At 47.1% G+C, this 23976-nt stretch carries 30 protein-coding genes; 15 read left to right on the top strand and 15 right to left on the bottom strand.

Features of this window, described 5'->3' with window-relative positions; all coding sequences use genetic code 11:
- Window positions 1-225: 225 nt before the first annotated feature.
- From L4D76_RS11275 to L4D76_RS11225, 11 genes are all read right to left on the bottom strand, one after another.
- Window positions 226-501 carry an HPr family phosphocarrier protein gene (locus tag L4D76_RS11275; protein WP_428440997.1) on the bottom strand — a complete coding sequence of 92 codons (276 nt, stop codon included), beginning with the start codon at window positions 499-501 and terminating at the stop codon, window positions 226-228.
- Complete coding sequence (rapZ, locus tag L4D76_RS11270) at window positions 498-1349, bottom strand: RNase adapter RapZ (RefSeq protein WP_428440996.1); 852 nt, start codon at window positions 1347-1349, stop codon at window positions 498-500. The genes L4D76_RS11275 and rapZ overlap by 4 nt, the downstream gene beginning before the upstream one ends.
- A gap of 39 nt (window positions 1350-1388) precedes the next feature.
- Window positions 1389-1838 (bottom strand): PTS IIA-like nitrogen regulatory protein PtsN, encoded by a 450-nt coding sequence (gene ptsN / locus L4D76_RS11265; protein ID WP_428440995.1) that lies wholly within the window; start codon window positions 1836-1838, stop codon window positions 1389-1391.
- 2 nt (window positions 1839-1840) lie between these two features.
- Window positions 1841-2128, bottom strand: coding sequence for a ribosome hibernation promoting factor (gene hpf / locus L4D76_RS11260; protein WP_428440994.1), 288 nt, complete (start codon window positions 2126-2128; stop codon window positions 1841-1843).
- Window positions 2129-2155: 27 nt separating this feature from the next.
- Complete coding sequence (locus L4D76_RS11255; protein WP_428440993.1) at window positions 2156-3667, bottom strand: RNA polymerase factor sigma-54; 1512 nt, start codon at window positions 3665-3667, stop codon at window positions 2156-2158.
- A gap of 105 nt (window positions 3668-3772) precedes the next feature.
- Window positions 3773-4498: an LPS export ABC transporter ATP-binding protein gene (lptB, locus tag L4D76_RS11250; protein WP_428440992.1), complete on the bottom strand. Its 726-nt coding sequence runs from the start codon at window positions 4496-4498 to the stop codon at window positions 3773-3775.
- Between the two features lie 9 nt (window positions 4499-4507).
- Entirely contained in the window at window positions 4508-5011 is a 504-nt protein-coding gene (lptA, locus tag L4D76_RS11245; protein ID WP_428440991.1) for a lipopolysaccharide transport periplasmic protein LptA, read from the bottom strand.
- Entirely contained in the window at window positions 4998-5555 is a 558-nt protein-coding gene (gene lptC, locus L4D76_RS11240; protein WP_428440990.1) for an LPS export ABC transporter periplasmic protein LptC, read from the bottom strand. Before lptC ends, lptA begins: the two co-directional genes overlap by 14 nt.
- Window positions 5552-6109 carry a 3-deoxy-manno-octulosonate-8-phosphatase KdsC gene (kdsC, locus tag L4D76_RS11235; RefSeq protein WP_428440989.1) on the bottom strand — a complete coding sequence of 186 codons (558 nt, stop codon included), beginning with the start codon at window positions 6107-6109 and terminating at the stop codon, window positions 5552-5554. Before kdsC ends, lptC begins: the two co-directional genes overlap by 4 nt.
- Window positions 6109-7080, bottom strand: a complete 972-nt coding sequence (locus L4D76_RS11230) for a KpsF/GutQ family sugar-phosphate isomerase (RefSeq protein WP_428440988.1) — start codon at window positions 7078-7080, stop codon at window positions 6109-6111. The genes kdsC and L4D76_RS11230 overlap by 1 nt, the downstream gene beginning before the upstream one ends.
- Before the next feature lie 14 nt (window positions 7081-7094).
- A complete protein-coding gene (locus tag L4D76_RS11225; protein WP_428440987.1) occupies window positions 7095-8060 on the bottom strand; it encodes a calcium/sodium antiporter in 966 nt (321 codons plus the stop codon).
- Between the two features lie 688 nt (window positions 8061-8748).
- On the opposite strand from L4D76_RS11225, the gene mlaF reads away from it, so the two are divergent.
- From mlaF to murA, 7 genes are read left to right on the top strand one after another with little or no spacing between them, the layout of a single operon-like run.
- Window positions 8749-9573 (top strand): phospholipid ABC transporter ATP-binding protein MlaF, encoded by an 825-nt coding sequence (gene mlaF / locus L4D76_RS11220; protein WP_428441040.1) that lies wholly within the window; start codon window positions 8749-8751, stop codon window positions 9571-9573.
- 21 nt (window positions 9574-9594) lie between these two features.
- The gene (gene mlaE / locus L4D76_RS11215; RefSeq protein ID WP_428440986.1) at window positions 9595-10377 is read left to right on the top strand and encodes a lipid asymmetry maintenance ABC transporter permease subunit MlaE; all 783 of its coding nucleotides are present in this window, start codon (window positions 9595-9597) and stop codon (window positions 10375-10377) included.
- A gap of 39 nt (window positions 10378-10416) precedes the next feature.
- Window positions 10417-10896, top strand: coding sequence for an outer membrane lipid asymmetry maintenance protein MlaD (mlaD, locus tag L4D76_RS11210; RefSeq protein WP_428440985.1), 480 nt, complete (start codon window positions 10417-10419; stop codon window positions 10894-10896).
- A gap of 8 nt (window positions 10897-10904) precedes the next feature.
- Entirely contained in the window at window positions 10905-11564 is a 660-nt protein-coding gene (gene mlaC / locus L4D76_RS11205; RefSeq protein ID WP_428440984.1) for a phospholipid-binding protein MlaC, read from the top strand.
- Entirely contained in the window at window positions 11557-11868 is a 312-nt protein-coding gene (locus L4D76_RS11200; RefSeq protein WP_428440983.1) for an STAS domain-containing protein, read from the top strand. Before mlaC ends, L4D76_RS11200 begins: the two co-directional genes overlap by 8 nt.
- A 19-nt stretch (window positions 11869-11887) precedes the next feature.
- Window positions 11888-12145 carry a BolA family iron metabolism protein IbaG gene (ibaG, locus tag L4D76_RS11195; RefSeq protein WP_428440982.1) on the top strand — a complete coding sequence of 86 codons (258 nt, stop codon included), beginning with the start codon at window positions 11888-11890 and terminating at the stop codon, window positions 12143-12145.
- Between the two features lie 10 nt (window positions 12146-12155).
- Entirely contained in the window at window positions 12156-13418 is a 1263-nt protein-coding gene (gene murA / locus L4D76_RS11190; protein WP_428441039.1) for a UDP-N-acetylglucosamine 1-carboxyvinyltransferase, read from the top strand.
- Window positions 13419-13528: 110 nt separating this feature from the next.
- Here the strand turns inward: murA and degS are convergent, their stop codons facing one another.
- The 3 genes from degS to zapG form a co-directional block, all read right to left on the bottom strand.
- Window positions 13529-14593: an outer membrane-stress sensor serine endopeptidase DegS gene (gene degS, locus L4D76_RS11185; RefSeq protein WP_428440981.1), complete on the bottom strand. Its 1065-nt coding sequence runs from the start codon at window positions 14591-14593 to the stop codon at window positions 13529-13531.
- A 203-nt stretch (window positions 14594-14796) separates the two neighbouring features.
- Window positions 14797-16164: a Do family serine endopeptidase gene (locus L4D76_RS11180; RefSeq protein WP_428441038.1), complete on the bottom strand. Its 1368-nt coding sequence runs from the start codon at window positions 16162-16164 to the stop codon at window positions 14797-14799.
- A 166-nt stretch (window positions 16165-16330) separates the two neighbouring features.
- On the bottom strand, window positions 16331-16753 hold the full coding sequence (zapG, locus tag L4D76_RS11175) for a Z-ring associated protein ZapG (RefSeq protein WP_428440980.1): 423 nt from the start codon (window positions 16751-16753) through the stop codon (window positions 16331-16333).
- Between the two features lie 147 nt (window positions 16754-16900).
- Between zapG and zapE the strand changes: the two genes are divergently transcribed.
- From zapE to sspB, 8 genes are all read left to right on the top strand, one after another.
- Window positions 16901-18004, top strand: coding sequence for a cell division protein ZapE (gene zapE, locus L4D76_RS11170; RefSeq protein WP_428440979.1), 1104 nt, complete (start codon window positions 16901-16903; stop codon window positions 18002-18004).
- A gap of 302 nt (window positions 18005-18306) precedes the next feature.
- Window positions 18307-18735, top strand: a complete 429-nt coding sequence (gene rplM / locus L4D76_RS11165) for a 50S ribosomal protein L13 (protein ID WP_011219795.1) — start codon at window positions 18307-18309, stop codon at window positions 18733-18735.
- A gap of 15 nt (window positions 18736-18750) precedes the next feature.
- Entirely contained in the window at window positions 18751-19143 is a 393-nt protein-coding gene (gene rpsI / locus L4D76_RS11160; protein WP_428440978.1) for a 30S ribosomal protein S9, read from the top strand.
- Between the two features lie 328 nt (window positions 19144-19471).
- Window positions 19472-20062 (top strand): ubiquinol-cytochrome c reductase iron-sulfur subunit, encoded by a 591-nt coding sequence (petA, locus tag L4D76_RS11155; protein WP_428440977.1) that lies wholly within the window; start codon window positions 19472-19474, stop codon window positions 20060-20062.
- Window positions 20062-21327, top strand: coding sequence for a cytochrome b (locus L4D76_RS11150; RefSeq protein WP_428440976.1), 1266 nt, complete (start codon window positions 20062-20064; stop codon window positions 21325-21327). The genes petA and L4D76_RS11150 overlap by 1 nt, the downstream gene beginning before the upstream one ends.
- A complete protein-coding gene (locus L4D76_RS11145) occupies window positions 21324-22061 on the top strand; it encodes a cytochrome c1 (RefSeq protein ID WP_428440975.1) in 738 nt (245 codons plus the stop codon). Before L4D76_RS11150 ends, L4D76_RS11145 begins: the two co-directional genes overlap by 4 nt.
- 86 nt (window positions 22062-22147) lie before the next feature.
- Window positions 22148-22786, top strand: coding sequence for a stringent starvation protein SspA (sspA, locus tag L4D76_RS11140; RefSeq protein WP_428440974.1), 639 nt, complete (start codon window positions 22148-22150; stop codon window positions 22784-22786).
- Window positions 22786-23292, top strand: coding sequence for a ClpXP protease specificity-enhancing factor (sspB, locus tag L4D76_RS11135; RefSeq protein ID WP_428440973.1), 507 nt, complete (start codon window positions 22786-22788; stop codon window positions 23290-23292). The genes sspA and sspB overlap by 1 nt, the downstream gene beginning before the upstream one ends.
- 144 nt (window positions 23293-23436) lie before the next feature.
- On the opposite strand, the gene L4D76_RS11130 is transcribed toward sspB, so the two are convergent.
- A complete protein-coding gene (locus L4D76_RS11130) occupies window positions 23437-23976 on the bottom strand; it encodes a BON domain-containing protein (protein WP_428440972.1) in 540 nt (179 codons plus the stop codon).

The following is a 23976-nucleotide window of genomic DNA, read 5'->3' as shown; positions in this document are numbered from 1 at the left end:
ACGTAATAGTAAGGTGGTTGTCCCGCCAGATCTAAGAGGAAAGGCATATTTTACAGATGGCTGAAGGGGATGGGTTATGGGAAAATAGGATTATGGCCGCAGATCGAGAGCATTTCTGCCATAATCACCTCACGTTATCTGTTAATTTGCAAATTTAGCGATTATACCTATTTCATTAACTCTCGCTTAATTGATCAGATAATTAATGGATTTGGTATTAATCCATTAGTTTTCTTCATCAAAGCCCGCTTCAATCAATGCGGTCACGGCATCCAATGCCTTTTGGGCGTCATTACCTTCGGCACTGACTCTCACCTGCTGCCCCTGTGCAGACTCCAGCATTAACAAGCCCATGACACTGTCAGCCGTTGCATTTTTTTCATCGTTACTGATGGTTACTGTGGATTCAAAACTTTGTGCTAATTCAACCAGTTTGATTGCCGCTCTGGCGTGCAGTCCTAACCGGTTTTTGATAAACAGTTCACGGCTCAGGAATGTCATGATTTCCCTTCTAACGTGCGATGGCGGATCTGTACTTGCTGGCCGCTATGCTGGAAATGCTCGGCCAGTTGCTGGGCGACATAGACAGAGCGGTGCTGACCGCCGGTACACCCGATGGCGACGGTCACATAGCTGCGATTGTTCTTTTCCAGCATCGGAAGCCAGGTTTCTATAAAATTACGGATTTGGTAGATAAGCTGGATCACTTCGGTGTGGCCGGACAGATACTCTTTGACGCCTTGATCCAGCCCCGTTTGTGGTTTGAGTTCGGGTACCCAATGCGGATTGGGCAGGAAACGGACATCAAACACATAATCAGCATCCGTTGGTAAACCGTGCTTAAAACCGAAAGATTCAAATACCAGGATAAGCTCCCGCGAATCGCGTCCAAGCACTCTTGAGCGTACTGTTTCACTCAGATCATGAATGGATTTATTGGTGGTATCAATCACCAGATCGGCATGTTCTTTCAGCTCCGCCATAATCGAACTTTCCGATTGAATGGCTTGCTCTAAGCTCATGTTTTTTCGTGAAAGCGGGTGCAGACGACGAGTTTCGCTATAGCGCTTGACCAGCTCTTTGTCATCGGCATCGAGAAAAATCACGTTGACGTCGAGCTGGTTACTGAGCGAATCAAGGGTTTTCTGGATCTCGCCAGGCGCTGTTGGCATGTTACGGACGTCAATGCTGACCGCAATATCTTGCTGGTAATCTTCGACGGAGCGGATAAATTGCGGTAACAGGTTAACCGGCAGATTATCTACGCAGTAGTAGCCGAGATCCTCCAGTACGCGCAGAGCGACTGACTTTCCGGATCCGGAACGACCACTTACGACCATTAACATCATGGCAGACATACCTCAAATACTAGGGGGCAACTTATAAGACTATGATTCATGGGTCATGATTTGATAAAGCTCTTCGTCGCTTTTAGCAGTTCGTAATTGCTTACAAACTTGCTTATTGCTGAGCTTTTCAGCCATGCTGGACAAGGTTTTTAAATGCTCTTTGCATTGTGCATCAGGCACGAGCAGGGCAAAAAGCAGATCAACGGGCTGGTTATCGATCGCGTCGAACTGGATGGGATCCTGACATTGGATCAGGATAGCGATGGCCTGATCACTGTTATTGATCCGCCCATGGGGGATCGCGATGCCATTGCCAATTCCAGTACTGCCCATTTTCTCGCGATTCAGCATGCATTCAAATAGGGGGTGCGGATTTTGCTCTAAGTGTTCAGCCGCAATCTCGCTGATAATTTCAAGAGCGCGTTTTTTGCTGGAGCAGTGGACTGCACTTTTAGTGCAGTCCAGGCTTAATACAGTACTCAGGTGCATGGTCAGTGACTATTGAGTTTATTTTTGTGTTTGTTTAATTGACGAACGAGTTTATCCGTCAATGCGTCGATAGCGGCATACATATTTTCAGAATCCGCTTTGGCGTGGATTTCACCACTATTGATGTGCAAGGTTGCTTCTGCCCCTTGCTGTAATTTATCTACGTTTAAAATCACATGAACATTATTGATTTTATCGAAAAAGCGCTCTAGTTTGTCGAACTTAGTGGTGACGTAATCACGAAGTGATTGGGTAATTTCAACATGGTGCCCAGTGAGATTGATTTGCATAGACATCTTCCTTCTGTTGGCATCTGATTAAATCAGACGTTTTCGCTGATTAGATGGCGGAATGGCTAGAGATTCACGGTACTTTGCAATTGTTCGTCTTGCAACCATGATCCCCTGTTCCGCCAATAACGTAGCAATCTTGCTATCACTTAGTGGCTTAGCTTGATTTTCAGTAGCAACCAGTTTCTTCACTAGTGCCCGGATTGCGGTTGATGAGCACTCACCACCGTTATCCGTACTAACGTGACTTGAGAAGAAGTATTTCAATTCAAATATACCGCGTGGAGTATGCATGTATTTCTGGGTTGTGACACGTGAAATAGTGGATTCATGCATCTCTACGGCAAGCGCAATATCATTGAGTACCATAGGTTTCATCGCTTCTTCGCCGTAGTCAAAGAAGTCTTGCTGGTGTTCAACAATACAGCGGGAAACTTTTAGCAGGGTTTCGTTACGGCTTTCTAAACTTTTGATCAACCACTTAGCATCTTGTAAATGGGTACGAATAAACTGACTGTCAGCACTGTTACGCGTGCTCTTGCTCAAGGCCGCGTATTGCTGGTTAACACGAATACGTGGCACGCTATCAGGGTTGACGGTAACGATCCATTTTCCATGATCTTTAAACACGGAAACATCGGGAATAACGTATTCTGTTTCTGATGGCACGACCCGGTTACCCGGACGCGGGTCTAAGTCATGGATCAGCTGCATCACTGACTTCAGATCGGGTTCTTTTAATTTAGCATCCCGCATCAATTGTCGATAATCCCGGTTTGCGAGCAAGCCGATATGATCTTTTAACAGCATCTTGGCTTCAGCGAGCCATGGCGTATCACCGGGGTAAGTGGCGAGCTGGAGCAACAGGCATTCTTGTAAATTGCGAGATGCTACACCGAGCGGGTCAAACTGTTGTACGCGTTTTAATACGGCTTCGACTTCGTCGAGTTCGACCTCGTCGTCGCCCATACTCTCTTGAATATCTTCGGCAGAGCAAGTGAGATAGCCCTTGTCATCAACAGCATCGATAATGGCGGTAGCAATGGCTACATCCGTTTCACTAAACGGCGTCAGCTGAACCTGCCACATCAGGTAATCCTGAAGCGACTCGGTCGTTTCCCCCTGATAGATCGGCATCTCATCATCCATCGCGATACCTGTAGTGCCGGTGCCGGCACTGTAGACATCGTCCCAGGTGGTGTCTACCGGGAGCTCTTCTGGCATTTCATTTTTTTCTATGACGTCTGAGGTGTCGAACGGTTCAGGTTCGCTTTGCTCATTGTCGGAAGCGGTGTTTTCTGATGACGGTTGTTCTGAAGCGGTAAGCTCAGCACTGGCCGACTCATTGGCTTTGTCATCGGTTGATGACTCGGTGTCATTGGGGCTTTCCTCGAGTTCCAGCAATGGATTTCCGTCTAAGGCTTCCTGGATCTCTTGCTGAAGATCCAAGCTAGATAACTGTAACAAACGTATGGCTTGCTGCAATTGTGGCGTCATTGCCAATTGTTGGCCTAGCTTAAGCTGGAGCGAGGTTTTCATTCGTGTTTATGCACCTTGTCATTATTGTTTTGTGCGTGGAGCTGAGTGTCGAGCATCTCGTACCAAGTACTAAGCCTCTCGCCTTTAGTTCGTCCCTATTTATAACTATAGACGGAACTGGTCACCCAGATAGACGCGTTTTACATGTTCATCATTTAATACATCAGATGGCGTACCATGAGCAATCAATTGCCCCTGACTTACAATGTAGGCATGTTCACACACATCCAGTGTCTCTCGAACATTATGATCGGTAATTAGGACGCCAAGCCCACGATCGCGTAAATGGACAATGATCTTTTTGATGTCGATCACAGATATTGGGTCAACCCCGGCGAAAGGTTCATCAAGAAGAATGAATTTAGGGTTAGCCGCTAACGCACGTGCGATTTCTACCCGTCGGCGTTCACCACCGGATAATGCCATACCTAAGCTGTTACGAATGTGCTGAATGTTGAATTCATCCAGTAATTCTTCCAGTTTATCCTGGCGTTCTTCTTTGGTCAGTTCCTTGCGGGTTTGCAGGACTGCCATCAGGTTGTCGTGAACGCTCAGGCGACGGAAGATTGAGGCTTCTTGCGGTAAGTAGCCAATCCCCATTCGTGAACGGTTGTGCATTGGCTGTAAGCTAATGTCGACATCATCAATCGTAATTTTACCTTCATCGCGAGCGACTAAGCCTACAATCATGTAGAAAGAGGTGGTTTTACCCGCACCGTTTGGCCCTAGTAGCCCGACAATCTTGCCAGATTCTACTTCAAGGCTTACATCCGAGACGACTTTTCGGCCATTATAACTTTTGGCCAGGTGTTCTGCTTTTAGCTTTGCCATGCGCGTCGCTTATTTCTTGTTACTATTCAATTGTTTTGGTTGCAAAATGGTCGTGACACGTTTCTTCTTGCCACTTTCAGCAACCAGTTTTTGTTCATCAATTTTATAACTGATGATTTTGCCCTGAATTTCACTGCCATCCTGGATAAGGATCGCCTCATCAGTCATTTTTAAGAATTCTGTGGCGGTCTCATAGCGCATTTTAAGGGCAGCACCATCAATGGGTTTGCCGTTATCCATGATCTGATGAAAGGTAGCCGGTTTACCGTAAGCATCGATGGTCTCTTTTCCTTCCTGACCATTCGGCCGGGTGACGACAACTTTGTCGGCACGAATATCAATACTGCCCTGGCGGAGAATGACGTTGCCAGTGAAGGTGACAATATTTTTTTGAATATCAAGCTCTTGGCTGTTTGAGTCGATATAAATAGGCTGCTCTGTATCATTACTTAACGCCCAGCTTGATGCGCTGATACACAGGCACAGCAGGCTACTGATCTTATAAAGCTTCATATCTACCTTTTACATTCTTCAATAAGGTCGCCACACTGCGGTCCATATTACCTTTCATCCCTGTCCCTTCATTCTGGAAGGCGGTGCCGGTAATTACAACATGATCTTGTGTATCAAAATCTTTGCTGATCAAGTCAAGTCGTAAATTGTCAGTTTGCATAACCTTGATGGCCGATTCTGGCAGTAAGTTAAAAATGCGCACATTCCCCGTCATTTGCAGTACCTGGTTTTTATCCAGTCTGGCGGTAGTTGAACTGATGCGCCATTCGGTATTTTCACCATTACGATATACCCAGAGCACGGGTTTAACAAAGTCGGTATCGCCACTTTTGCTAAAGTGTTCTAAATGGTCTGAATCAATTTGATAACTGCGTATACCTGACTCAGTAAATGCCGTGTTGGAGACCACGCTACCAGTAAACAGCGGCTTTTCTGCATCGGGTTCTATTTGTATATCTGCCTGCCAGTTTTTCTCTAGCAAGTAGTAGCCAGTCCATGCACAAATGATCAGTAACAGTGCATAGAGTAGCCTTTGCAAGGTCATATACTTAACCCTTTATGTTTGTCTAGTTCGCCTTTGGCTTCGAGGATTAAATCGCACACTTCACGTACGGCACCATAGCCACCGTTGATCCGGGTTACCAGATCAGCCCGTTGCGCCAGTAGCGGGTGGCCATCTGCAACACAAACGGATAATCCCACTTTTTCCATCACGGGCCAGTCAATCAGATCATCGCCGATGTAAGCGGTCTGTTCTGCCGGGATCGCCAGATTAGCAACAATATCCTGGTAAGCAGCGACTTTATTGTCTTGTCCCTGGTACACATGTTTAATGCCCAGTGCTGCCATCCGGTTTTCGACAATTGCCGATTTACGACCGGTAATAATAGCGATTTCGACGCCTGCACCCATCAGCGACTTGATGCCGTAACCGTCACGGGTATGAAAGGTCTTGAGTTCTTCGCCTGCATTTCCCATGTAAATGCGGCCGTCAGAGAATACACCATCAACATCACAGATCAGTAAGCGAATATTTTTAGCACACTGATAAGTGGTTTGACAGACCGGACCGTAAATAGTTTCTACTTGTTCTGTCATTACATTACTCCAGCTTTAAGCAGGTCGTGCATATTTAATGCACCAACCAGACGACCATGGTCAGTCACTAGTAAGCCGTTGATCTTTTTATCTTCCATCAGCTTTAAGCCTTCAGCTGCAAGCAGGTTCGCGGCAATGGTCGACGGATTGCGAGTCATGACTTCGCCGATCGGGGTATTGTGAATATCAATACGGTTATCGAGCAAACGGCGTAAGTCGCCATCGGTGAAAATACCCGTTAGTTGCTGTTGGCTGTCGACAATGGCTGTCATGCCTAATCCTTTGCACGACACTTCCAGCAAGGCATCCTTAATGGTGGCCTGCTCTTCGATAAGAGGTAGCAAGTCACCGGTGTGCATAACATCAGAGATACGTAGCAGCAGCTTACGACCCAATGCGCCGCCTGGGTGAGAAAGCGCAAAATCATTGGCGGTAAAACCGCGTGCTTCCATTAGCGCTATTGCCAGCGCGTCACCCATCACCAGCGTTGCAGTCGTACTGGAGGTCGGAGCCAGGTTCAGCGGGCATGCCTCTGTCGCCACGGTGATCTGGAGGTGGATTTGCGACAGTTTTGCCATACTCGATTCTGGTTTACCTGTCATGCTGATCAGAGGAATGCCCAGGCGTTTAATAACCGGTAGCAGGGCGAGGATCTCTGATGCTTCCCCTGAGTTTGAAAGAGCCAGGACGACATCGTCTTTTTCAATCATTCCTAAGTCGCCATGGCTGGCTTCACCAGGGTGGACAAAGAAGGAGGGGGTCCCGGTGCTGGCGAGTGTCGCCGCAATTTTATTGCCGATATGACCGGATTTACCCATCCCCATTACAATCACTTTACCGCGGCAGTTCAAAATAAGCTCACACGCCTGGGTAAAGCTACCGTTAATGTATTGCGTAATTTGCTGCAGTGCTTCTACTTCAATTTCAAGGACTTTGCGACCATGAGCGCAAAAATCAAACTTCTCTGACATGACATTGGTCTCCGTTAGGCCGCTAGATTATAAAACAGATAGAACTGATAGGCGATAAAACAAGAAACCAGCGCGCCACCTTCTATGCGATTGATACGACGACGTTTTCCAAGAGCCATACAGAGCAATAAGATTGAAACCCCCAGCATAACGTAGAAGTCGCGGCCCATGGCCAGCGGGCTGATCACTGATGGGTTCAGTAAGCCCGGGATCCCCATAACAGCCAGAATATTGAAGACGTTTGAACCGATAATATTGCCTACCGCCATGTCATCCTCACCTTTGAAAATGCTGGCAATCGAAGCGGCAAGTTCTGGCAAGCTGGTACCGATAGCAATAATCGTCAGGCCGATAATTAAATCACTCATACCAAAGAACTTGGCAATGGTCACTGCCGAGTCAACCAGCATACTGGCAGCATAAGGGAGCAGTACCAGTCCGACGATGATCCAGACCGTAGCCGCTCTGTTACTGACGCCTTCCGGGATTTCGGACTCTTGTTCATCTGTTAACGGATCGCCAGCCTGTTGGGCTTGGCGGCTTATTTTTAACATCGCCAGCAGGAAGATAACGAATAAGACGACCAGTAATACTCCTTCCATGAAGCCCAGGTAGTTATCCCACAGCAGGAAACCGGCGATTAAGGTGACAGCCAGCATCAGCGGTAATTCCCGACGAATGATCGCAGAGCTGATAGACAGCGGTTTTATCAGTGCGGTCAGGCCCAGGATAAGCGCAATGTTGGCGATGTTCGAGCCCAGTACATTACCGACAGCTGTATCGGTTTTTCCAGCCAGTGAAGCGGTAGCCGAAACCATCATTTCCGGTGCCGATGAGCCCATCGCTAGGATGGTCATACCGATCACCAGCGGTGTAACACCTAAATTTTTTGCTAGCGCGGCCGCACCAAAAACGAGTCGATCTGCGCTCCATACCAGTAACACTAAACCGATACACAGCAACACAATGGTTTCGAGCATTCTTATCCCTTTAGTTTTTAAAACAAAGTTTGATTGTTATTCCAATCACATTAACTCACAGCATTGAATGGCGAGCTCGCAAATGCAATTGGCATATATAAGAGGGGGTAATTTTGACGGTAAGCAAGACAAAAGGGAAGGGAAAGCCGTGACTAATTGATTGGGGTAATACCTATTCTCGTCAATATCGGTATTTATTGTGCCATTCTTTACTCAAATCATAATCGTGCAAGGGATCGTCATTAATAAAGATGAGCTCATTGAAACGGCGTTCAAAAAAACTGTTATCCTTGAGCGAGGAAAATTATAATAGGGCTGCCGGGCAGAAAATGACTGCCAGCTATCAGATAACGAAGCTCGTGCAATTGGTCTTTTAGTGATGAAATAACAGGAAACTAACAATTAGTATCTTGAGTCGGTTGCGTAATGAACTTATGATCGGTCATGAACGCTAGGGTCTGTTTATCTTTCAGCATTGCAGCAATTATGTTGAAAGATAAACAGACCCTAATGATTACCCCCTTTGCTGTTGAAAGGTTTTCTGTTGTTGAAAACATTTTTGTTAATAACAATGACAGCGGCTAAGCAGCGGCAGAGGAAAATGAGATGAATGTGTTTTTATCCCTGTTAGAGCACGGATATTGACGGGAAATACGTTGAGATGGCCAAAGTGGCCGACAGGATGGATATGGAGCCGACTGAAACGCTAGTTTCAATAAAAAACCTGACGTTCTCGCGAGGAGATCGGAAGATCTTTGATGATGTCAGCCTGGATGTGCCAAGAGGCAAAATTACCGCCATCATGGGGCCGTCAGGGATCGGGAAAACCACCTTGTTACGTCTGATTGGTGGGCAGTTAGCCCCGGATAGCGGGGAGGTTTGGTTTGAGCAATGGAATATTCCCCGCTTAAATCGCCGTGAGCTCTATACGGCACGGAAACAAATGAGCATGCTGTTTCAGTCTGGCGCCCTGTTTACCGATATGACGGTGTTCGATAATGTGGCCTATCCGCTTCGTGAGCATACAGATTTACCAGACGACTTGCTGCGTACTTTAGTGCTACTGAAGTTAGAGGCGGTAGGGCTGCGCGGTGCTGCGGAGCTGATGCCTAACGAGCTCTCTGGTGGCATGGCACGACGTGCTGCGCTGGCGCGGGCGATAGCGCTTGATCCTGATTTAATCTTGTTCGACGAACCTTTTGTCGGTCAGGATCCGATCACCATGGGGATCCTGGTCAAACTCATCCACAGCCTGAATAAGGCTTTAGGGATCACAGCTGTGATCGTTTCCCATGATGTGCCGGAAGTGATGAGCATCGCTGATCAGGTGTATCTGTTGTCGGGCAGTAAAATCATTGGCAGTGGTACCCCCGATGAACTTCAGGCCAATCCTGATCCTCGTGTCCGTCAGTTTCTTGATGGCGATGCAGACGGTCCGGTGCCATTTGACTTCCCTGCCCAACCATTGCAACAAGATTTGTTTACTGGCGCTGGCAGTAAAAGTATTAGCTGAAAATAAAAGGCAAATCTAATCATGATCATTGATTTTATTGCGCGACTGGGCCGGAGAGGGATCGACAAATGTCAGATCTTCGGACGCGCAACGTTACAGCTTTATGGCGCATTGGTGAGTAAGCCTCAGCCGCGCACAATGTTTCCGCTATTGGTGAAACAATTGTATTCGGTTGGGGTTTTATCGGTCGCCATCATTATGGTTTCCGGGTTGTTTATCGGCATGGTGCTTAGTTTGCAAGGCTACATAGTCTTAGTCGACTTTGGTGCCGAGACCAGCCTCGGGCAGATGGTTGCCTTGTCGCTGCTGCGCGAATTGGGGCCTGTCGTGACGGCATTATTGTTTGCCGGACGAGCCGGCTCAGCGCTCACCGCTGAAATTGGCTTAATGAAGGCAACAGAACAGCTTTCCAGTATGGAAATGATGGCCGTCGATCCGTTGCGCCGGGTGATAGCCCCGCGTTTCTGGGCGGGGGTGATTTCGATGCCATTGCTGTCATTGATTTTCTGTGCGGTAGGTATCTGGGGTGGCCAGCTGGTCGGTGTCGACTGGAAGGGTATTGACTATGGTAGTTTCTGGTCTGTGATGCAGTCTTCCGTCGAGCTGGGGCAAGATATTGGCAACAGCGTCATTAAATCGGTGGTATTTGCCATTACCATAACCTGGATCGCGGTGTTTAATGGCTATGACACTGTGCCGACGTCTGAAGGGATCAGTCGGGCAACCACGCGAACGGTGGTGAACTCATCTCTCGCGGTGCTGGGATTAGACTTTGTGCTAACAGCCTTAATGTTTGGGAACTAAAGGCTGTTTGGTCATTAATCGATTTTTGGGAATTAACGGATGCAACAGAATAAAAAATTAGAGTTATGGGTAGGGTCTTTTGTGCTGGCTGGCATTGTTGCCTTGCTGGTACTTGTTTTTAAAGTCGCTGATGTGCAGAACATCGGAGGCAATGATACCTATACATTAAAAGCACACTTCGACAATATCGGGGGACTGAAAGTACGCTCTCCAATCAAGGTGGGGGGGGTCTCTGTCGGCAGCGTTACCGCAATCACGCTGGATGCTGAAACCTTTACGCCACTTGTGACACTAGCGATCGAGAAAAAATACGGGAACTTCCCGGAAACCAGTTCAGCTGCCATCCTTACATCAGGGCTGCTGGGAGAGCAATACCTAGGCATTAGCCCGGGTTTTGTGGATGAGGATATTGCCATGCTGGAAGATGGTGATCTGATTGAAGACACCAAGTCTGCATTAGTGCTGGAAGATATGATCGGCCAGGTGATTTACAGTATGAACGGCGATAGCGATAAATAGGTGGGATGATGAAATTAGTACGATACGTTTTACTGTGGATGGCAAGCCTGCCACTGTTTATTCATGCAACGTTTGCTCTTGCTTCTCCTGTGGATACCACGGAACCTTATCGGATGATCCAGAAAGTTTCACAGGTAACGTTCGACCGTCTGAAGTCTGAGCAAACCGTAATTCAAGGTAACCCGGACTATTTACGCACGGTGGTAGAAGATGAATTACTGCCGTACATCAATACCCGTTATGCCGCTTATAAAGTGTTGGGGCCGCAGTTAAAAAAAACCACCAAAGAGCAGCGCAACGAGTTTGTTGATGCGTTTAGCCATTATCTGGTGGCTTCTTATGCTCAGGTGTTGACGCAATATACCAATCAGGACATCAAGGTTGAACCGCCAAAAGCCATTCCAGCCGATCGTACTATCGTCTCGGTTCGGGTTGAAATTCTGGACAAGCAGCGCCCGCCGATCCGTCTGGATTTTAAATTACGTAAAAACAAGAAAACCCAGGAATGGCAGTGCTTCGATATGATAGCTGAAGGCGTCAGCATGATTTCCACCAAACAGAGCGAATGGAGTGGACAACTTCGTACTCAAGGTGTGGATGTGGTTACTCAAAACATTAAAAAGCTAGCTGCCAAGCCGATCCGCCATGAGGACAAGGCGGATGAGTAAGCCAAAGATTGCATGGCAGGCGCTGGGAAATAGCCATTATTGCTTGTCAGGCGAGTTAGAACGTGACACAGTTCCAGCCTTTTGGCGGCAAAGACGTGAATGGATACCACAAGATTCTAAGGTAACGCTCGATCTTTCAGCCTTAGCTCGGGTAGACTCTGCAGGTATGGTTATGTTGCTTCATTTATATCAAGAATTGAGCAGCGCAGGGTCTGACCTCACCTTGTTAAACGTGCCGGAGCAGCTTAAAACTTTGCTACGCCTTAGCCATGTAGAATCAATGTTAGCTGCCTGTATTGAATAAGCAGCAAAGAGGATAGCTTGTGGAAATATCTGAAATCAAAAAAATTCTTGAAACAGCCTTAGAACTTGATGAAGTGATAGTGAAAGGTGAAGGCAGCCACTATGAAGTGATCGCAGTGGGTGCTCTGTTTGACGGCATGAGCCGCGTGAAGAAACAACAAACCATCTATGGCCCTCTGATGGGACATATTGCGACTAACGATATCCATGCGCTAAGCATCAAAACATTCACGCCACAAGAGTGGGCGCGTGATAAAAAGCTAATGTCGCTGTCTTAAGAGGTTAATGATGCAGAAGTTTCAAATCCAGGGCGGTGGCCCATTAAGTGGTGAAGTCTCCATTTCTGGTGCAAAGAATGCAGCATTACCGATTTTATTTGCTTCGCTGCTGGCCGAAGAGCCCGTTGAAGTGGCAAATGTTCCGAAGTTGCGCGATATCGATACCACTATGGAGTTGCTGGGCCGTTTAGGGGTGAAAATTTCCCGTAATGGCTCTGTGCACATTGACGCCAGTGGCGTTAATGAATTCTGTGCGCCGTATGATCTGGTAAAAACCATGCGGGCGTCTATTTGGGCGTTAGGCCCATTGGTTGCGCGTTTTGGACAGGGCCAGGTATCGCTACCGGGTGGCTGTGCGATTGGTGCCCGTCCGGTGGACTTGCACATTCATGGCCTTGAGCAGCTTGGTGCGCAAATCACGCTGGAAGAAGGTTATGTGAAAGCCTCTGTCGATGGTCGTTTAAAAGGCGCCCATATTGTGATGGATAAGGTCAGTGTCGGTGCAACCGTGACGATTATGTCGGCAGCAACGCTGGCTGAAGGCACGACGATCATTGAAAATGCCGCACGCGAACCTGAAATTGTTGATACTGCAGACTTTTTGAATGCACTGGGTGCGAAAGTGACTGGCGCAGGTACCGACACTATCACGATCGAAGGCGTTGAGCGTTTAGGGGGCGGCTACCATGAAGTCGTTGCTGACCGTATCGAAACGGGTACGTTCCTTGTCGCTTCAGCGGTCTCTGGCGGTAAAATTCTTTGTCGAAATACCCGACCTTCACTATTGGAAGCGGTGTTAGCTAAGCTTGAAGAAGCAGGTGCGGCAATTGAAACGGGTGATGACTGGATCAGTCTGGATATGACTGATCGCGAGTTGAAAGCGGTAAATATCCGTACCGCACCGCACCCGGGTTTTCCAACTGATATGCAGGCACAGTTTTCACTGCTGAACTTAGTGGCGAAAGGCACTGGCATTATTACTGAAACCATTTTCGAAAATCGATTCATGCACATCCCTGAACTTATTCGTATGGGGGCTCATGCTGAGATCGAAGGTAACACGGTGATTTGCGGTGATACAGATGGCTTGAGCGGTGCTCAGGTGATGGCGACAGATTTACGTGCATCGGCAAGTCTGGTTATCGCAGGGAGTATCGCTGAAGGTGAAACGATTATAGATCGTATTTACCATATTGACCGTGGCTACGAGCATATTGAAGAGAAATTCAGTGCGTTAGGCATGAAGATTAAGCGAATCAACGAAAGCGAATAAGCGAACGCCGAATTTGTTGATAACAAGAAAAAGCCTCGTCATGACGAGGCTTTTTGCTATTTATTTCCAGCGAAAAGAGTAAAACCGCATTATTTTAACTCAGCGACGAGTTAATAGCCGTTAGGCTCATCAGACACCAGTACAGATAGCATTTTGGTCTCACCATTGCGCAAAACCTTCATATCAACAGTACTGCCAGGGCGGATCTCGGTGACAATATCCAGCACATTACGCTTGTCGGTGACAGGCCTGCCATCAATTTCAATCAGGATATCCTGAACCTGAAAGCCGGCTTTGGCCGCCGGGCCGTTAGGATCCATCCCCATCACAATAATTCCGCTGACCTGGTTGGTATCATATAAGCGCGCCATCACGGGATTAATGTCTCGCCCGTCAATACCAATATAGCCGCGAATGACGCGACCATCAGCGATGAGCTTTTGCATGATTTTGTGGGTCAGCTCGTAGGGAATGGCAAAAGAAATCCCGTAGGTTTCAATGTCGGTTGCCTGCTGAAACGAGGCCGTGTTAATGCCGACAAGTTCACCTCGGGTATTCACCAGTGCGCCACCAGAGTTACCGTCGTTAATGGCGGCATCCGTTTGTAGGAAATCCTGGCGGCCAAAGCTCATACCTGATCGACCTGTTGCCGAAATAATGCCATAGGTCGTTGTTTGACCTAGATTATACGGGTTGCCAATGGCTAACACCACATCACCGACGGCTGGTTGGTAATTATGGCTTAATGGGATAACGGGCAGGTTATCAGCTTGTATTTTTAAGACGGCAATATCGGTACGACGATCTTTACCTATCAGTTGCGCGGTGAAAAACCGCCCGTCCTGTAGTGCGACAATCACTTGATCGGCTTCTGCCACCACGTGATAGTTCGTCACGATATAACCTTTTTCGCTCATAATGACGCCGGAGCCCAACCCTTGCGTGCTTAATTTCAGGCGGTCTTCTGCGTTGTAGCGACGGTTGTAAATATTAACGACGGCAGGTGAGGCACGGCGAACGGCATAATTAAAGGACAGCTGGGTTGGGCTTGTCTCCACCGTACTCAGAGAGTCTGGTACCGTAAACATGTTATTACGTAACTCAGGGATGGCGACGAGTAAAACAACGGCTGTGATGATGCCAAGTAAGACGGATCGACTAAAAAAAGCCAGCATCAATGTTCCCCTGAAAACGGTTGAAAATAACATGTACAAATCGTATTAAATAACTGAGGTGAATGTCACTTATTTAATAAAATTGCAATTAATACGTGGCAGGATATCACTCCAGTGCCTTTATCAACAAGTTTTGATGGTTAGTTCGGGGGAGCCCCCAGATCATGATGACTGGGGGAGGGGATCAGGAGCGGAGGGGCTGATTAACGAATAACCAGGTATAAGACATTGTCAGCACGCTTAATTTCAAGCGCGAGGACATTGGGGCTCTTATCCAGCGCTTTGCGAAGTTCACCTAAATTTTTGATTGCCTTACGGTTTAGTCCGATAATAATGTCATCTTTTTGCAACCCGTAACGGGCGACGATTGATTTTTCATCAACATTGATGACCTTAACCCCGTTAACATTATCGCTGCTGGTGGTGTTGGCAAACTCAGCCCCGGCCAACCCCGGGTGAAGGTTATCGGCTTTAACCTTAGTCTGGGTTGCTTCTTGCAGGGTTACGGTAAAGTCTTTCTCTTTACCGTCTCGAATCGTGCCTAAGCTGATCTTTTTGCCGGCACCGAGTGTTGCGATTTTTGCGCGTAGTTCACTAAACGTACGAATATGTTTGCCGTTGACGGACACAATAATATCGCCGGCTTTCAGGCCAGCTTTCTCTGCCGCAGAGCCAGGCATAACCTGATTGATAAAGGCCCCCTGGCTGGTTTCATAGCCGAATGCTTCAGCCAGTTCAGCAGTGAGCTCCCCGCCTTGCACCCCGAGTACACCGCGTTTGACTTCACCAAACTCCAGGATTTGTTCGGAGAGGTTTTTCACCATATTGGCAGGAATCGCAAAGCCAATACCGACGTTGCCGCCGTTGGGACCTAAAATGGCGGTGTTAATACCAATGAGTTCACCGTTGAGGTTGACTAAAGCACCGCCAGAGTTACCACTGTTAATCGCAGCATCGGTTTGAATAAAGTTCTCAAAGTTCTCGATATTGAGGCCGCTGCGGCCGAGGGCAGAGATAATTCCTGATGTAACGGTTTGGCCTAAGCCGAAGGGATTACCGATCGCGACAGCAAAATCACCGACGCGAAGTTTATCGGRATCAGCCAGTTTTATTTCCGTAAGGTCTTTCGCTGTCTCCACTTTTAACAGTGCAATATCTGACATCTTATCGCTACCGATAAGTTCGGCCGTTAACTCTCTGCCATCGTACAATTGTACTAAGATCTTGTCGGCGCCGTTGATAACATGATGATTAGTGACGATAAAGCCCTTGTCGGCATCAACAATAACACCTGAGCCTAAGCCTCTAAATGGCTGCTCACGAACTTGCTCGGCGGGAAAATCAGGACCAAAGAAAAAGCGGAAAGAGTCGGGAAGCTGCTGTCTAGAAACATGCTTACCTTCTACTGCAATACTGACAACTGCGGGAGTCACTTGCTCCACCATCGGGGCAAGGCTCGGGAGCTGCTGGTTATCCACAGATATTGGCAGTGCCGCGGTTGCGGGGATTGGCGCGATAACAGAACTGATGCTTAATGCCAACGCACTTAAAACAAGCAAAGGTTTTTTCATCATAACTAAACTCCGGTGAACAAGTGATACCAACCCTCCTAAGTGATACAGATCTGTTCAGAACCTTAGGGGGATTGGTATATTTCGACTGAAAAACCGGAATTTAGTTCAAAAAAATACCAAGTGGTTCAAATTCACGTTAACAAAGTACCAATGTGATAGCTGATTAACTTGCCTTTGATTCTTCGAGCTTTTCCGGCTCATCTTTCAGCAAGCCAGTAGCACCGTTAGCATAATCTCTTGGTTGATCATGAACCGGCTCAGCTATTTGCTGAACAGATTCCAGTGTGCTGATGCGGCGAGAGAACGGATTGTCCTGTTCCGGTAGATTCGGCATTAACTCGGTTGACGTTTTTGCCATGTGTTCATAAAGCTTGCTGTAGTCTTTGGCAATATTATCGAGTAGTTCAGCACTGCACGCAAAATGGTCGACCAGCTCTTGACGATACTGCTCGAGTTCGTATTTTGATTTGTCGAGGTCTTTCTTTAGCTCTTTTTGTTGTTTTAGGCTTTTGTTTCCTAAACGGGCAGCAAACGCACCAATGACGATACCTGCTGATAAAATAAGAAGCGCATAAATCCAAGCCATAAAATACTCCTTGTGACTGAATTGAAAACGAGGTCAATACCTACCTACCTATCTACTTACTATACATGCTGAAACATAGGCATGATACTCTATTCGTTTGTTAAACATAGTCGATCATAAAGATGAGAATGAGTAGGGTGGTAAAGGATGACGCCAAAACAAAAATATCAACAAGATCTCCAGCAACCGGCATTTTTTGCTGATCAAGCGCAAGCGATCGCGGTTTCGCATCTTGATGATCTTTACCATCGCATGCAGGCCCCTAAACCTGAAATAAAAAATTCTTTCGTCGACCGTTTCTTTAAGCGCCATCACAAGCAACCAGAGATAACGCCTGTCAGAGGCTTGTATTTTTGGGGAGGAGTGGGGCGAGGCAAGACCTATCTTGTTGATACTTTCTTCGAATGTTTGCCGAGCGACCGCAAAATGCGGGTCCACTTCCATCGATTTATGCACCGTGTCCATCATGAACTGCAGCTGTTATCGGCACAACCTGATCCTCTAGAGCGGGTGGCAGATACGTTTAAAGCTGAAACGGATATCATCTGCTTTGATGAGTTTTTTGTGTCGGATATTACTGATGCGATGATCCTCGGGACGTTATTTGAGGCCCTGTTTCAGCGCGGCATAACCTTAGTGGCCACTTCAAACATCCCCCCTCAAGATCTTTATCGAAATGGTCTGCAGCGCGCCCGCTTCCTACCTGCGATTGCGCTGATTGAGCAGCATTGTGAGGTTGTAAATGTCGACTCAGGCGTTGATTATCGGCTGAGAACCTTAGAGCAGGCGGAAATCTATCACTCGCCACTGGATGCGCAGGCAGAGAAAAATATCGAGCAGTATTTTTATCAGCTGTCGGTAGAACCGCGAACACTCAGCATAGAGATTGAGATTAACAATCGGATGCTGCCGACCCGCCATGAGGCGGATGGGGTAGTGCATTTCACGTTTCAGACCTTATGCCAGACGGCCCGTAGCCAGAATGACTATATGGAAATTGCCCGTATCTATCACACCGTATTGCTTTCAGAGGTGATTGTCATGGGCGAGAGTGATGACGATTCTGCGCGTCGTTTTATCGCGATGGTTGATGAGTTTTATGAACGTAATGTTAAATTAATTATTTCTGCCGCCACCGGATTGGATGGCTTGTATCGCGACGGACGGTTGGAGTTTGAGTTTAAACGCTGCTGCTCTCGACTTATTGAGATGCAAAGCCATGAGTACTTAGCAAAACCGCATTTGGCGTAATTGACCGATTCAAAATTGGCTGACTGACAGCGGGTTAATTGTCCTTCGATGAACCTTGTGAAGTGGACGATATCTTTTCGTTTTAATCTGTGATTAGGCTATAGAGAAAAAAATGCATTTTTTTTGAAAAAAAAGGTGATTTTTTCTCCACCCTTCCCTATAATCTTGCGACCCACCGTACCTGTAACGGCGAAAGCCGGGAGTACCAACTGCTCGAAGGGGTGATGACTGGGCTCTGTACAGTAGGGAGCGTTAACCGCTCCTATCAAGTGAAATCAATTTAATATCGGGTAATTATTAGCATGAAAACTTTCGTTGCTAAACCAGAAACTGTAAAACGTGACTGGTATGTTGTTGACGCTGAAGGTAAAACTCTTGGCCGTCTGGCAACTCAAATCGCATCTCGTCTACGTGGTAAGCATAAGCCGGAGTACACTCCGCACGTTGACACTGGTGACTACATTGTAGTTATCAATGCAGAAAAAGTTGCTGTAACTGGCGCTAAGAGAACTGACAAAATGTACCACCACCACACAGGTTTCATCGGTGGTCTTAAGTCAATCAGCTTTGAAAAGCTTATCGATAAGAAGCCAGAAATGGTTATCGAAACTGCTGTTAAAGGCATGCTTCCTAAGGGTCCTCTAGGCCGTGCAATGTACCGTAAGCTGAAAGTTTACGCGGGTACTGAGCACAACCATGCTGCACAGCAGCCTAAAGTACTAGACATCTAATTGGGAGTTATGACAATGGCAGAGAATCAATACTACGGCACTGGCCGTCGCAAAAGCTCAGCTGCTCGCGTTTTTATCAAACCGGGTACTGGCAAAATCGTAATCAACAAGCGTAGCCTTGAAGTTTACTTTGGTCGTGATACAGCTCGCATGGTTGTTAACCAGCCGCTAGTTCTTCTAGACATGGTAGACAAGTTTGACCTGAACATCACTGTTAAAGGTGGTGGTATCACTGGTCAATCTGGCGCTATCCGTCACGGTATTACTCGCGCTCTTATGGAGTACGATGAGACTCTACGTCCTACTCTACGCGCTGCGGGTTATGTTACTCGTGATGCACGTAAAGTTGAGCGTAAGAAAGTTGGTCTACGTAAAGCACGTCGTAAACCACAGTTCTCTAAGCGTTAATATTACGCTCCAGAATTTATTCTGGTTACTGTGTACAGAAAAGCTCAACCTTCGGGTTGGGCTTTTTTTTGTGCTCAATTCGGGCCTTTTTGGGCACATTTTTTAATTTTAAAGCAAAAAGAACATACCTCTCACATTTGTTGCGAAAAAGTAGCTTTATCTTGTCAAAATGTAGGCTTTTCTTTATCATTTAGTGCGTTAACAACAGCTAGAAAATGTAATTAAATATCTGTTGTTTCTTTCCATTTTAAAGTTAGCCGCAAGCTCCAGGGACGCACAAGGAAATAATAATAATAATCCAGAGCGGGAGCACATTGGAGAAAGTTGGATGAGCAAAGCGCCAGTAAGTAACGGCCGACGCCGCTTCCTGACTGCGACGACTTCGGTTGTTGGAGGTCTGGGTGCAGTCGCTGTAGCTGTGCCTTTTATCAAATCGTGGAACCCGAGTGCGAGAGCAAAAGCAGCCGGTGCGCCAGTTGAAGTTGATATCAGTAAATTGGAAGATGGCCAGATGGTACGCGTCGAGTGGCGCGGTAAACCAGTTTGGGTCGTGCGTCGTAGTGATGCAATATTAAAAGAATTGGCTGGTCATGATGGCCAGCTTCGCGATCCGGCTTCGGCTGAACCGCAGCAACCAGATTATGCCCAGAATCAATTTCGTTCAGTTAAGCCTGAAATTTTTTTAGCCGTAGGTATTTGTACCCACCTTGGTTGTTCCCCTACCTATCTGCCAGACAGTTTTAGTGAACAAGTGAGTGGTGTCAGTGCCGGTTTCTTCTGCCCATGTCACGGTTCCAAGTTCGATATGGCCGGCCGGGTATTTGCGGGAGTTCCGGCACCGCTAAACCTGGTGGTACCGCCTCATTTGTTTGTGGACGATCACACGATTATTGTCGGTGTTGATGAGGGGACAGCATAATGGACGCTTTACTCGGTTGGATTGAAAAACGTTTACCCATGATGGATGCTTATAAAAAGCATTTGTCTGAATACCCGATGCCGAAGACCTTCAACTTCTGGTATCTTTTCGGTTCGTTAGCGATGCTGGTGCTGGTTAACCAGCTTATTACCGGTGTTTGGCTAACCATGAACTATGTACCATCCGGTGATGGTGCGTTTGCCTCTGTTGAATACATCATGCGTGATGTTGATTATGGCTGGCTGCTGCGTTATATGCACTCAACAGGTGCATCAGCGTTCTTTATTGTCATCTATCTGCATATGTTCCGTGGCTTGATCTACGGTTCATACCAGAAGCCTCGTGAGCTGTTGTGGCTGTTCGGCATGCTGATTTTCCTAGTACTGATGGCCGAAGCCTTTATGGGTTACCTGCTACCCTGGGGACAGATGTCTTACTGGGGAGCCCAGGTCATTATTTCGCTGTTTGGTGCGATTCCCTTTATCGGTGATGATCTGACGCTGTGGATCCGTGGTGACTATGTTATCTCGGGGGCTACGCTAAACCGTTTCTTCGCACTTCACGTTATCGCGCTGCCAATCGTACTGCTGCTGCTGATTGTTCTGCACATACTGGCACTGCACGAGGTGGGGTCAAACAACCCGGATGGTATTGAAACCAAGCTCCCTAAAGGCAGCAAAGGCGAAGGGTACAAAACTCAGTTCAAATTCCATAAGAACTACAGTGATAAATACGACATTATCGACTCTATCCCGTTCCACCCTTACGGCACGGTCAAAGATATGGTCGGTATTGCAGTCTTTGCCTTTCTGTTCAGTTATGTCCTGTTCTTTAACCCGGAAATGGGCGGCTACTTCCTTGAGCCACCTAACTTTGAAGCGGCTAACCCGCTGAAAACACCTGAGCATATTGCGCCTGTGTGGTATTTCACACCGTTTTACGCCATCTTGCGTGCGGTGCCTGATAAGCTATTGGGTGTCGTGGCGATGGGGGCTTCGATCGTCGTGCTATTCCTGTTGCCGTGGTTGGATCGTTGCAAGGTTCGTTCTTACCGCTACCGCAGTAAGTTCCACCTGATCAACATTGTTCAATTCACCATCAGCTTTATTGCACTGGGTATTTTGGGTTCCTTGCCGGCAACGGCAACGTACACCCTGATGGCGCAGATCTTCAGCTTCGGTTACTTCATGTTCTTCGTTTTACTGTATTTCTACAGTAAGAATGAAGCGACTAAACCGCTACCAGAGAGGGTGACATTCAAATGAAAAAATGGATTGTAATGCTACTAGCTCTGTTGCCGTCGTTAGTGATAGCAGCGGGTGGTAACGTACATTTAGATGCTGCGAATAACGATATCTCTGATCAGGCATCGCTGCAGCGTGGTGCGAAGACGTTCATGAACTACTGTTTTGGTTGCCATGCGACGCAATATCAACGTTATGAACGTGTTGCGACAGATTTGGGTATTCCACTGGATTTGATGAGAGAGAACATGATCTTCGATAAAGACGCGAAGATTGGTGATCTGATGACAAATTCAATTTCACCTGAATATGCAGAAGCATCATTTGGTGCGCCTGCACCGGATCTAACCCTGGTTGCACGTGTCCGTGGTACTGACTGGATCTATACTTATTTACGGTCTTTCTATGCCGATCCTAGCCGTCCATTCGGCGTCAACAATGTGGTATTCCCAAGTGTGGGTATGCCTCATGTTCTGGAAGAGCTGCAAGGCGTACCAACTAAAGTGTATGAAACCCGTCTGGTTGATGGCGAAGAAGTTAAAGAATATGTGGGCATTGAGTCTGACGGTACGGGCGAGTTAAACTCGGACGAATACGACGAAGTGGTTCGTGATTTGGTTAACTTCCTTGAATATTCAGCCGAGCCTGTAAAACTTGAACGTCAGCGTTTAGGTTGGTGGGTAATGGGCTTCATTGTTATATTCTTTGTGCTAACCGTACTGTTGAAGAAAGAATATTGGCGTGATGTCCACTGATCGGGTAATCTAGTCGGTTAAGAATCTCGCAATGGGGGCTCCAGCCCCCATTGCTTTTTGTGTATTTGATTATACTGGAGGGGTCAATGGCTGTTGCTGCCAATAAACGCTCTGTGATGACTCTGTATTCTGATGCTTCAGATATCTATAGCCATCAGGTGCGTATTGTACTAGCAGAAAAAGGTGTTAGTGTTGAAATTGAGCTGGTTGATCCAAATAACCTGCCAGAAGATCTACTAGACCTGAATCCATACAATTCTGTTCCAACTCTTGTTGATCGTGAGCTGGCTCTGTACCAGGCCGGTATCATTATGGAGTACTTGGATGAGCGTTTTCCTCACCCGCCTCTAATGCCTGTTTACCCGGTTGCCCGTGGTAACAGTCGTCTGATGATGTACCGTGTTGAACGCAACTGGTACACACTGGCTGAAAAAGTAAATAAAGGTACGGCGGAAGAAGCAGATAAAGCACGTAAGCAATTACGTGAAGAACTGCTTGCTCTTGCACCGGTATTTGCTGAATACTCATACTTCATGAGCGACGAGTTTAGCTTGGTAGACTGTTACCTTGCTCCGTTACTGTGGCGTCTGCCTGAAATGGGTATCGAATTAAGTGGTGTCGGCGCGAAAGAAGTGAAGGCATACATGACTCGTGTGTTTGAGCGTGATTCGTTCCTGGCATCTCTGACTGAAGCTGAACGAGAAATGCGCCTGGCTGTTCAATAATGGATATGGAAAAACTAACGCCGCGTCGTCCTTATTTGATGCGTGCGTTTTACGACTGGTTAGTGGATAACGACCTGACGCCTCACCTGGTAGCAGACGCTACTTTACCGGGTGTTAAAGTGCCGATGGAATTCGTTAGTGATGGTCAGATTGTTCTGAACATTGCACCGCGTGCGGTCGGCAATCTGGAACTAGGTAATGAAGCGGTTAGCTTTAATGCCCGTTTCAGTGGCCGCCCACATTCTGTCATCGTACCTTTGTACGCCGCTGTTGCGATTTATGCGCGAGAGAATGGTGCCGGAACGATGTTCGAGCCTGAACCGGCTTATGCCGGGGATATGGCCGCTTTTGACGAAAACGATGAAGCAGAACATGACAGTATTGTCGAACAACAGGAAGAAGCGTTAACACCGGTTTCAGCTTTGGTTGAAGTCAGTGATGGCGACGAACCTGATGATGAGCCACCGCGCCCTCGTGGCCGGCCAAGTCTTCGAGTCGTAAAATAAAAAACGCAGCCAATTGGCTGCGTTTTTATTTGTAGGTGTTTAAGATTTCTAGTTTCTAGTTTCTAGTTTCTAGTTTCTAGTTTCTAGTTTCTAGTTTCTAGTTTCTAGTTTCTAGTTTCTAGTTTCTAGTTTTCTAGCCACTTTCTATCCTTCCGGATACTCGAATACCTTCACGACTTTCTTCACCCCTGAGACATTACGGGCGATATCCGATGCGGTGTCTGCTTGGGCGCGAGTAACATAACCCAGTAAATAGACTTCCTGGCCTTCCGTTACCACCTTTATTGAGACGTCTTTCAGTTTTTTACTGCCGACCATCTGGGATTTGACTTTAGTCGTGATCCAGCTGTCTTTGCTCACTTCCGCCAAATCAGGCAATGGACGAACGCGTACCTGGTTATAAACAAACCGAACGTTATCCAGCTGGCGAACTTTTTGCGTCAGTAACTGCTGAGTATCGGGATCAACGGCCTGGCCAACGATTAAGACTTTACCTTCGATGGAAATAGCATTTATCCGGGCTTGCTGGCGAAAAGGCGGCTTATTTGCGAGTCCGCCAACCTCCATTTCAATTTGCTGATCATGCCATTGCTGTTTGGTATCGCGAGGATCTGCTGAAGAGAGCCCAGAACAGCCTTGCAGCAGAACTAACAAGGTAATCACCAGGAGATGGTGTCGTTTCAT

Origin of the sequence: Photobacterium sagamiensis (assembly GCF_050337085.1) — a bacterium.
GTDB classification, from domain to species: Bacteria; Pseudomonadota; Gammaproteobacteria; order Enterobacterales; family Vibrionaceae; genus Photobacterium; species Photobacterium sagamiensis.
This window is presented reverse-complemented; position numbering and strand designations above follow the sequence as displayed.

Bases quoted from the DNA above. Each gene is read 5' to 3' on its own strand.
- L4D76_RS11275 (WP_428440997.1), bottom strand. From the start codon at position 501: ATGACATTCCTGAGCCGTGAACTGTTTATCAAAAACCGGTTAGGACTG.
- rapZ (WP_428440996.1), bottom strand. From the start codon at position 1,349: ATGATGTTAATGGTCGTAAGTGGTCGTTCCGGATCCGGAAAGTCAGTC.
- ptsN (WP_428440995.1), bottom strand. From the start codon at position 1,838: ATGCACCTGAGTACTGTATTAAGCCTGGACTGCACTAAAAGTGCAGTC.
- hpf (WP_428440994.1), bottom strand. From the start codon at position 2,128: ATGCAAATCAATCTCACTGGGCACCATGTTGAAATTACCCAATCACTT.
- L4D76_RS11255 (WP_428440993.1), bottom strand. From the start codon at position 3,667: ATGAAAACCTCGCTCCAGCTTAAGCTAGGCCAACAATTGGCAATGACG.
- lptB (WP_428440992.1), bottom strand. From the start codon at position 4,498: ATGGCAAAGCTAAAAGCAGAACACCTGGCCAAAAGTTATAATGGCCGA.
- lptA (WP_428440991.1), bottom strand. From the start codon at position 5,011: ATGAAGCTTTATAAGATCAGTAGCCTGCTGTGCCTGTGTATCAGCGCA.
- lptC (WP_428440990.1), bottom strand. From the start codon at position 5,555: ATGACCTTGCAAAGGCTACTCTATGCACTGTTACTGATCATTTGTGCA.
- kdsC (WP_428440989.1), bottom strand. From the start codon at position 6,109: ATGACAGAACAAGTAGAAACTATTTACGGTCCGGTCTGTCAAACCACT.
- L4D76_RS11230 (WP_428440988.1), bottom strand. From the start codon at position 7,080: ATGTCAGAGAAGTTTGATTTTTGCGCTCATGGTCGCAAAGTCCTTGAA.
- L4D76_RS11225 (WP_428440987.1), bottom strand. From the start codon at position 8,060: ATGCTCGAAACCATTGTGTTGCTGTGTATCGGTTTAGTGTTACTGGTA.
- mlaF (WP_428441040.1), top strand. From the start codon at position 8,749: ATGGAGCCGACTGAAACGCTAGTTTCAATAAAAAACCTGACGTTCTCG.
- mlaE (WP_428440986.1), top strand. From the start codon at position 9,595: ATGATCATTGATTTTATTGCGCGACTGGGCCGGAGAGGGATCGACAAA.
- mlaD (WP_428440985.1), top strand. From the start codon at position 10,417: ATGCAACAGAATAAAAAATTAGAGTTATGGGTAGGGTCTTTTGTGCTG.
- mlaC (WP_428440984.1), top strand. From the start codon at position 10,905: ATGAAATTAGTACGATACGTTTTACTGTGGATGGCAAGCCTGCCACTG.
- L4D76_RS11200 (WP_428440983.1), top strand. From the start codon at position 11,557: ATGAGTAAGCCAAAGATTGCATGGCAGGCGCTGGGAAATAGCCATTAT.
- murA (WP_428441039.1), top strand. From the start codon at position 12,156: ATGCAGAAGTTTCAAATCCAGGGCGGTGGCCCATTAAGTGGTGAAGTC.
- degS (WP_428440981.1), bottom strand. From the start codon at position 14,593: ATGCTGGCTTTTTTTAGTCGATCCGTCTTACTTGGCATCATCACAGCC.
- zapG (WP_428440980.1), bottom strand. From the start codon at position 16,753: ATGGCTTGGATTTATGCGCTTCTTATTTTATCAGCAGGTATCGTCATT.
- zapE (WP_428440979.1), top strand. From the start codon at position 16,901: ATGACGCCAAAACAAAAATATCAACAAGATCTCCAGCAACCGGCATTT.
- rplM (WP_011219795.1), top strand. From the start codon at position 18,307: ATGAAAACTTTCGTTGCTAAACCAGAAACTGTAAAACGTGACTGGTAT.
- rpsI (WP_428440978.1), top strand. From the start codon at position 18,751: ATGGCAGAGAATCAATACTACGGCACTGGCCGTCGCAAAAGCTCAGCT.
- petA (WP_428440977.1), top strand. From the start codon at position 19,472: ATGAGCAAAGCGCCAGTAAGTAACGGCCGACGCCGCTTCCTGACTGCG.
- L4D76_RS11150 (WP_428440976.1), top strand. From the start codon at position 20,062: ATGGACGCTTTACTCGGTTGGATTGAAAAACGTTTACCCATGATGGAT.
- L4D76_RS11145 (WP_428440975.1), top strand. From the start codon at position 21,324: ATGAAAAAATGGATTGTAATGCTACTAGCTCTGTTGCCGTCGTTAGTG.
- sspA (WP_428440974.1), top strand. From the start codon at position 22,148: ATGGCTGTTGCTGCCAATAAACGCTCTGTGATGACTCTGTATTCTGAT.
- sspB (WP_428440973.1), top strand. From the start codon at position 22,786: ATGGATATGGAAAAACTAACGCCGCGTCGTCCTTATTTGATGCGTGCG.
- L4D76_RS11130 (WP_428440972.1), bottom strand. From the start codon at position 23,976: ATGAAACGACACCATCTCCTGGTGATTACCTTGTTAGTTCTGCTGCAA.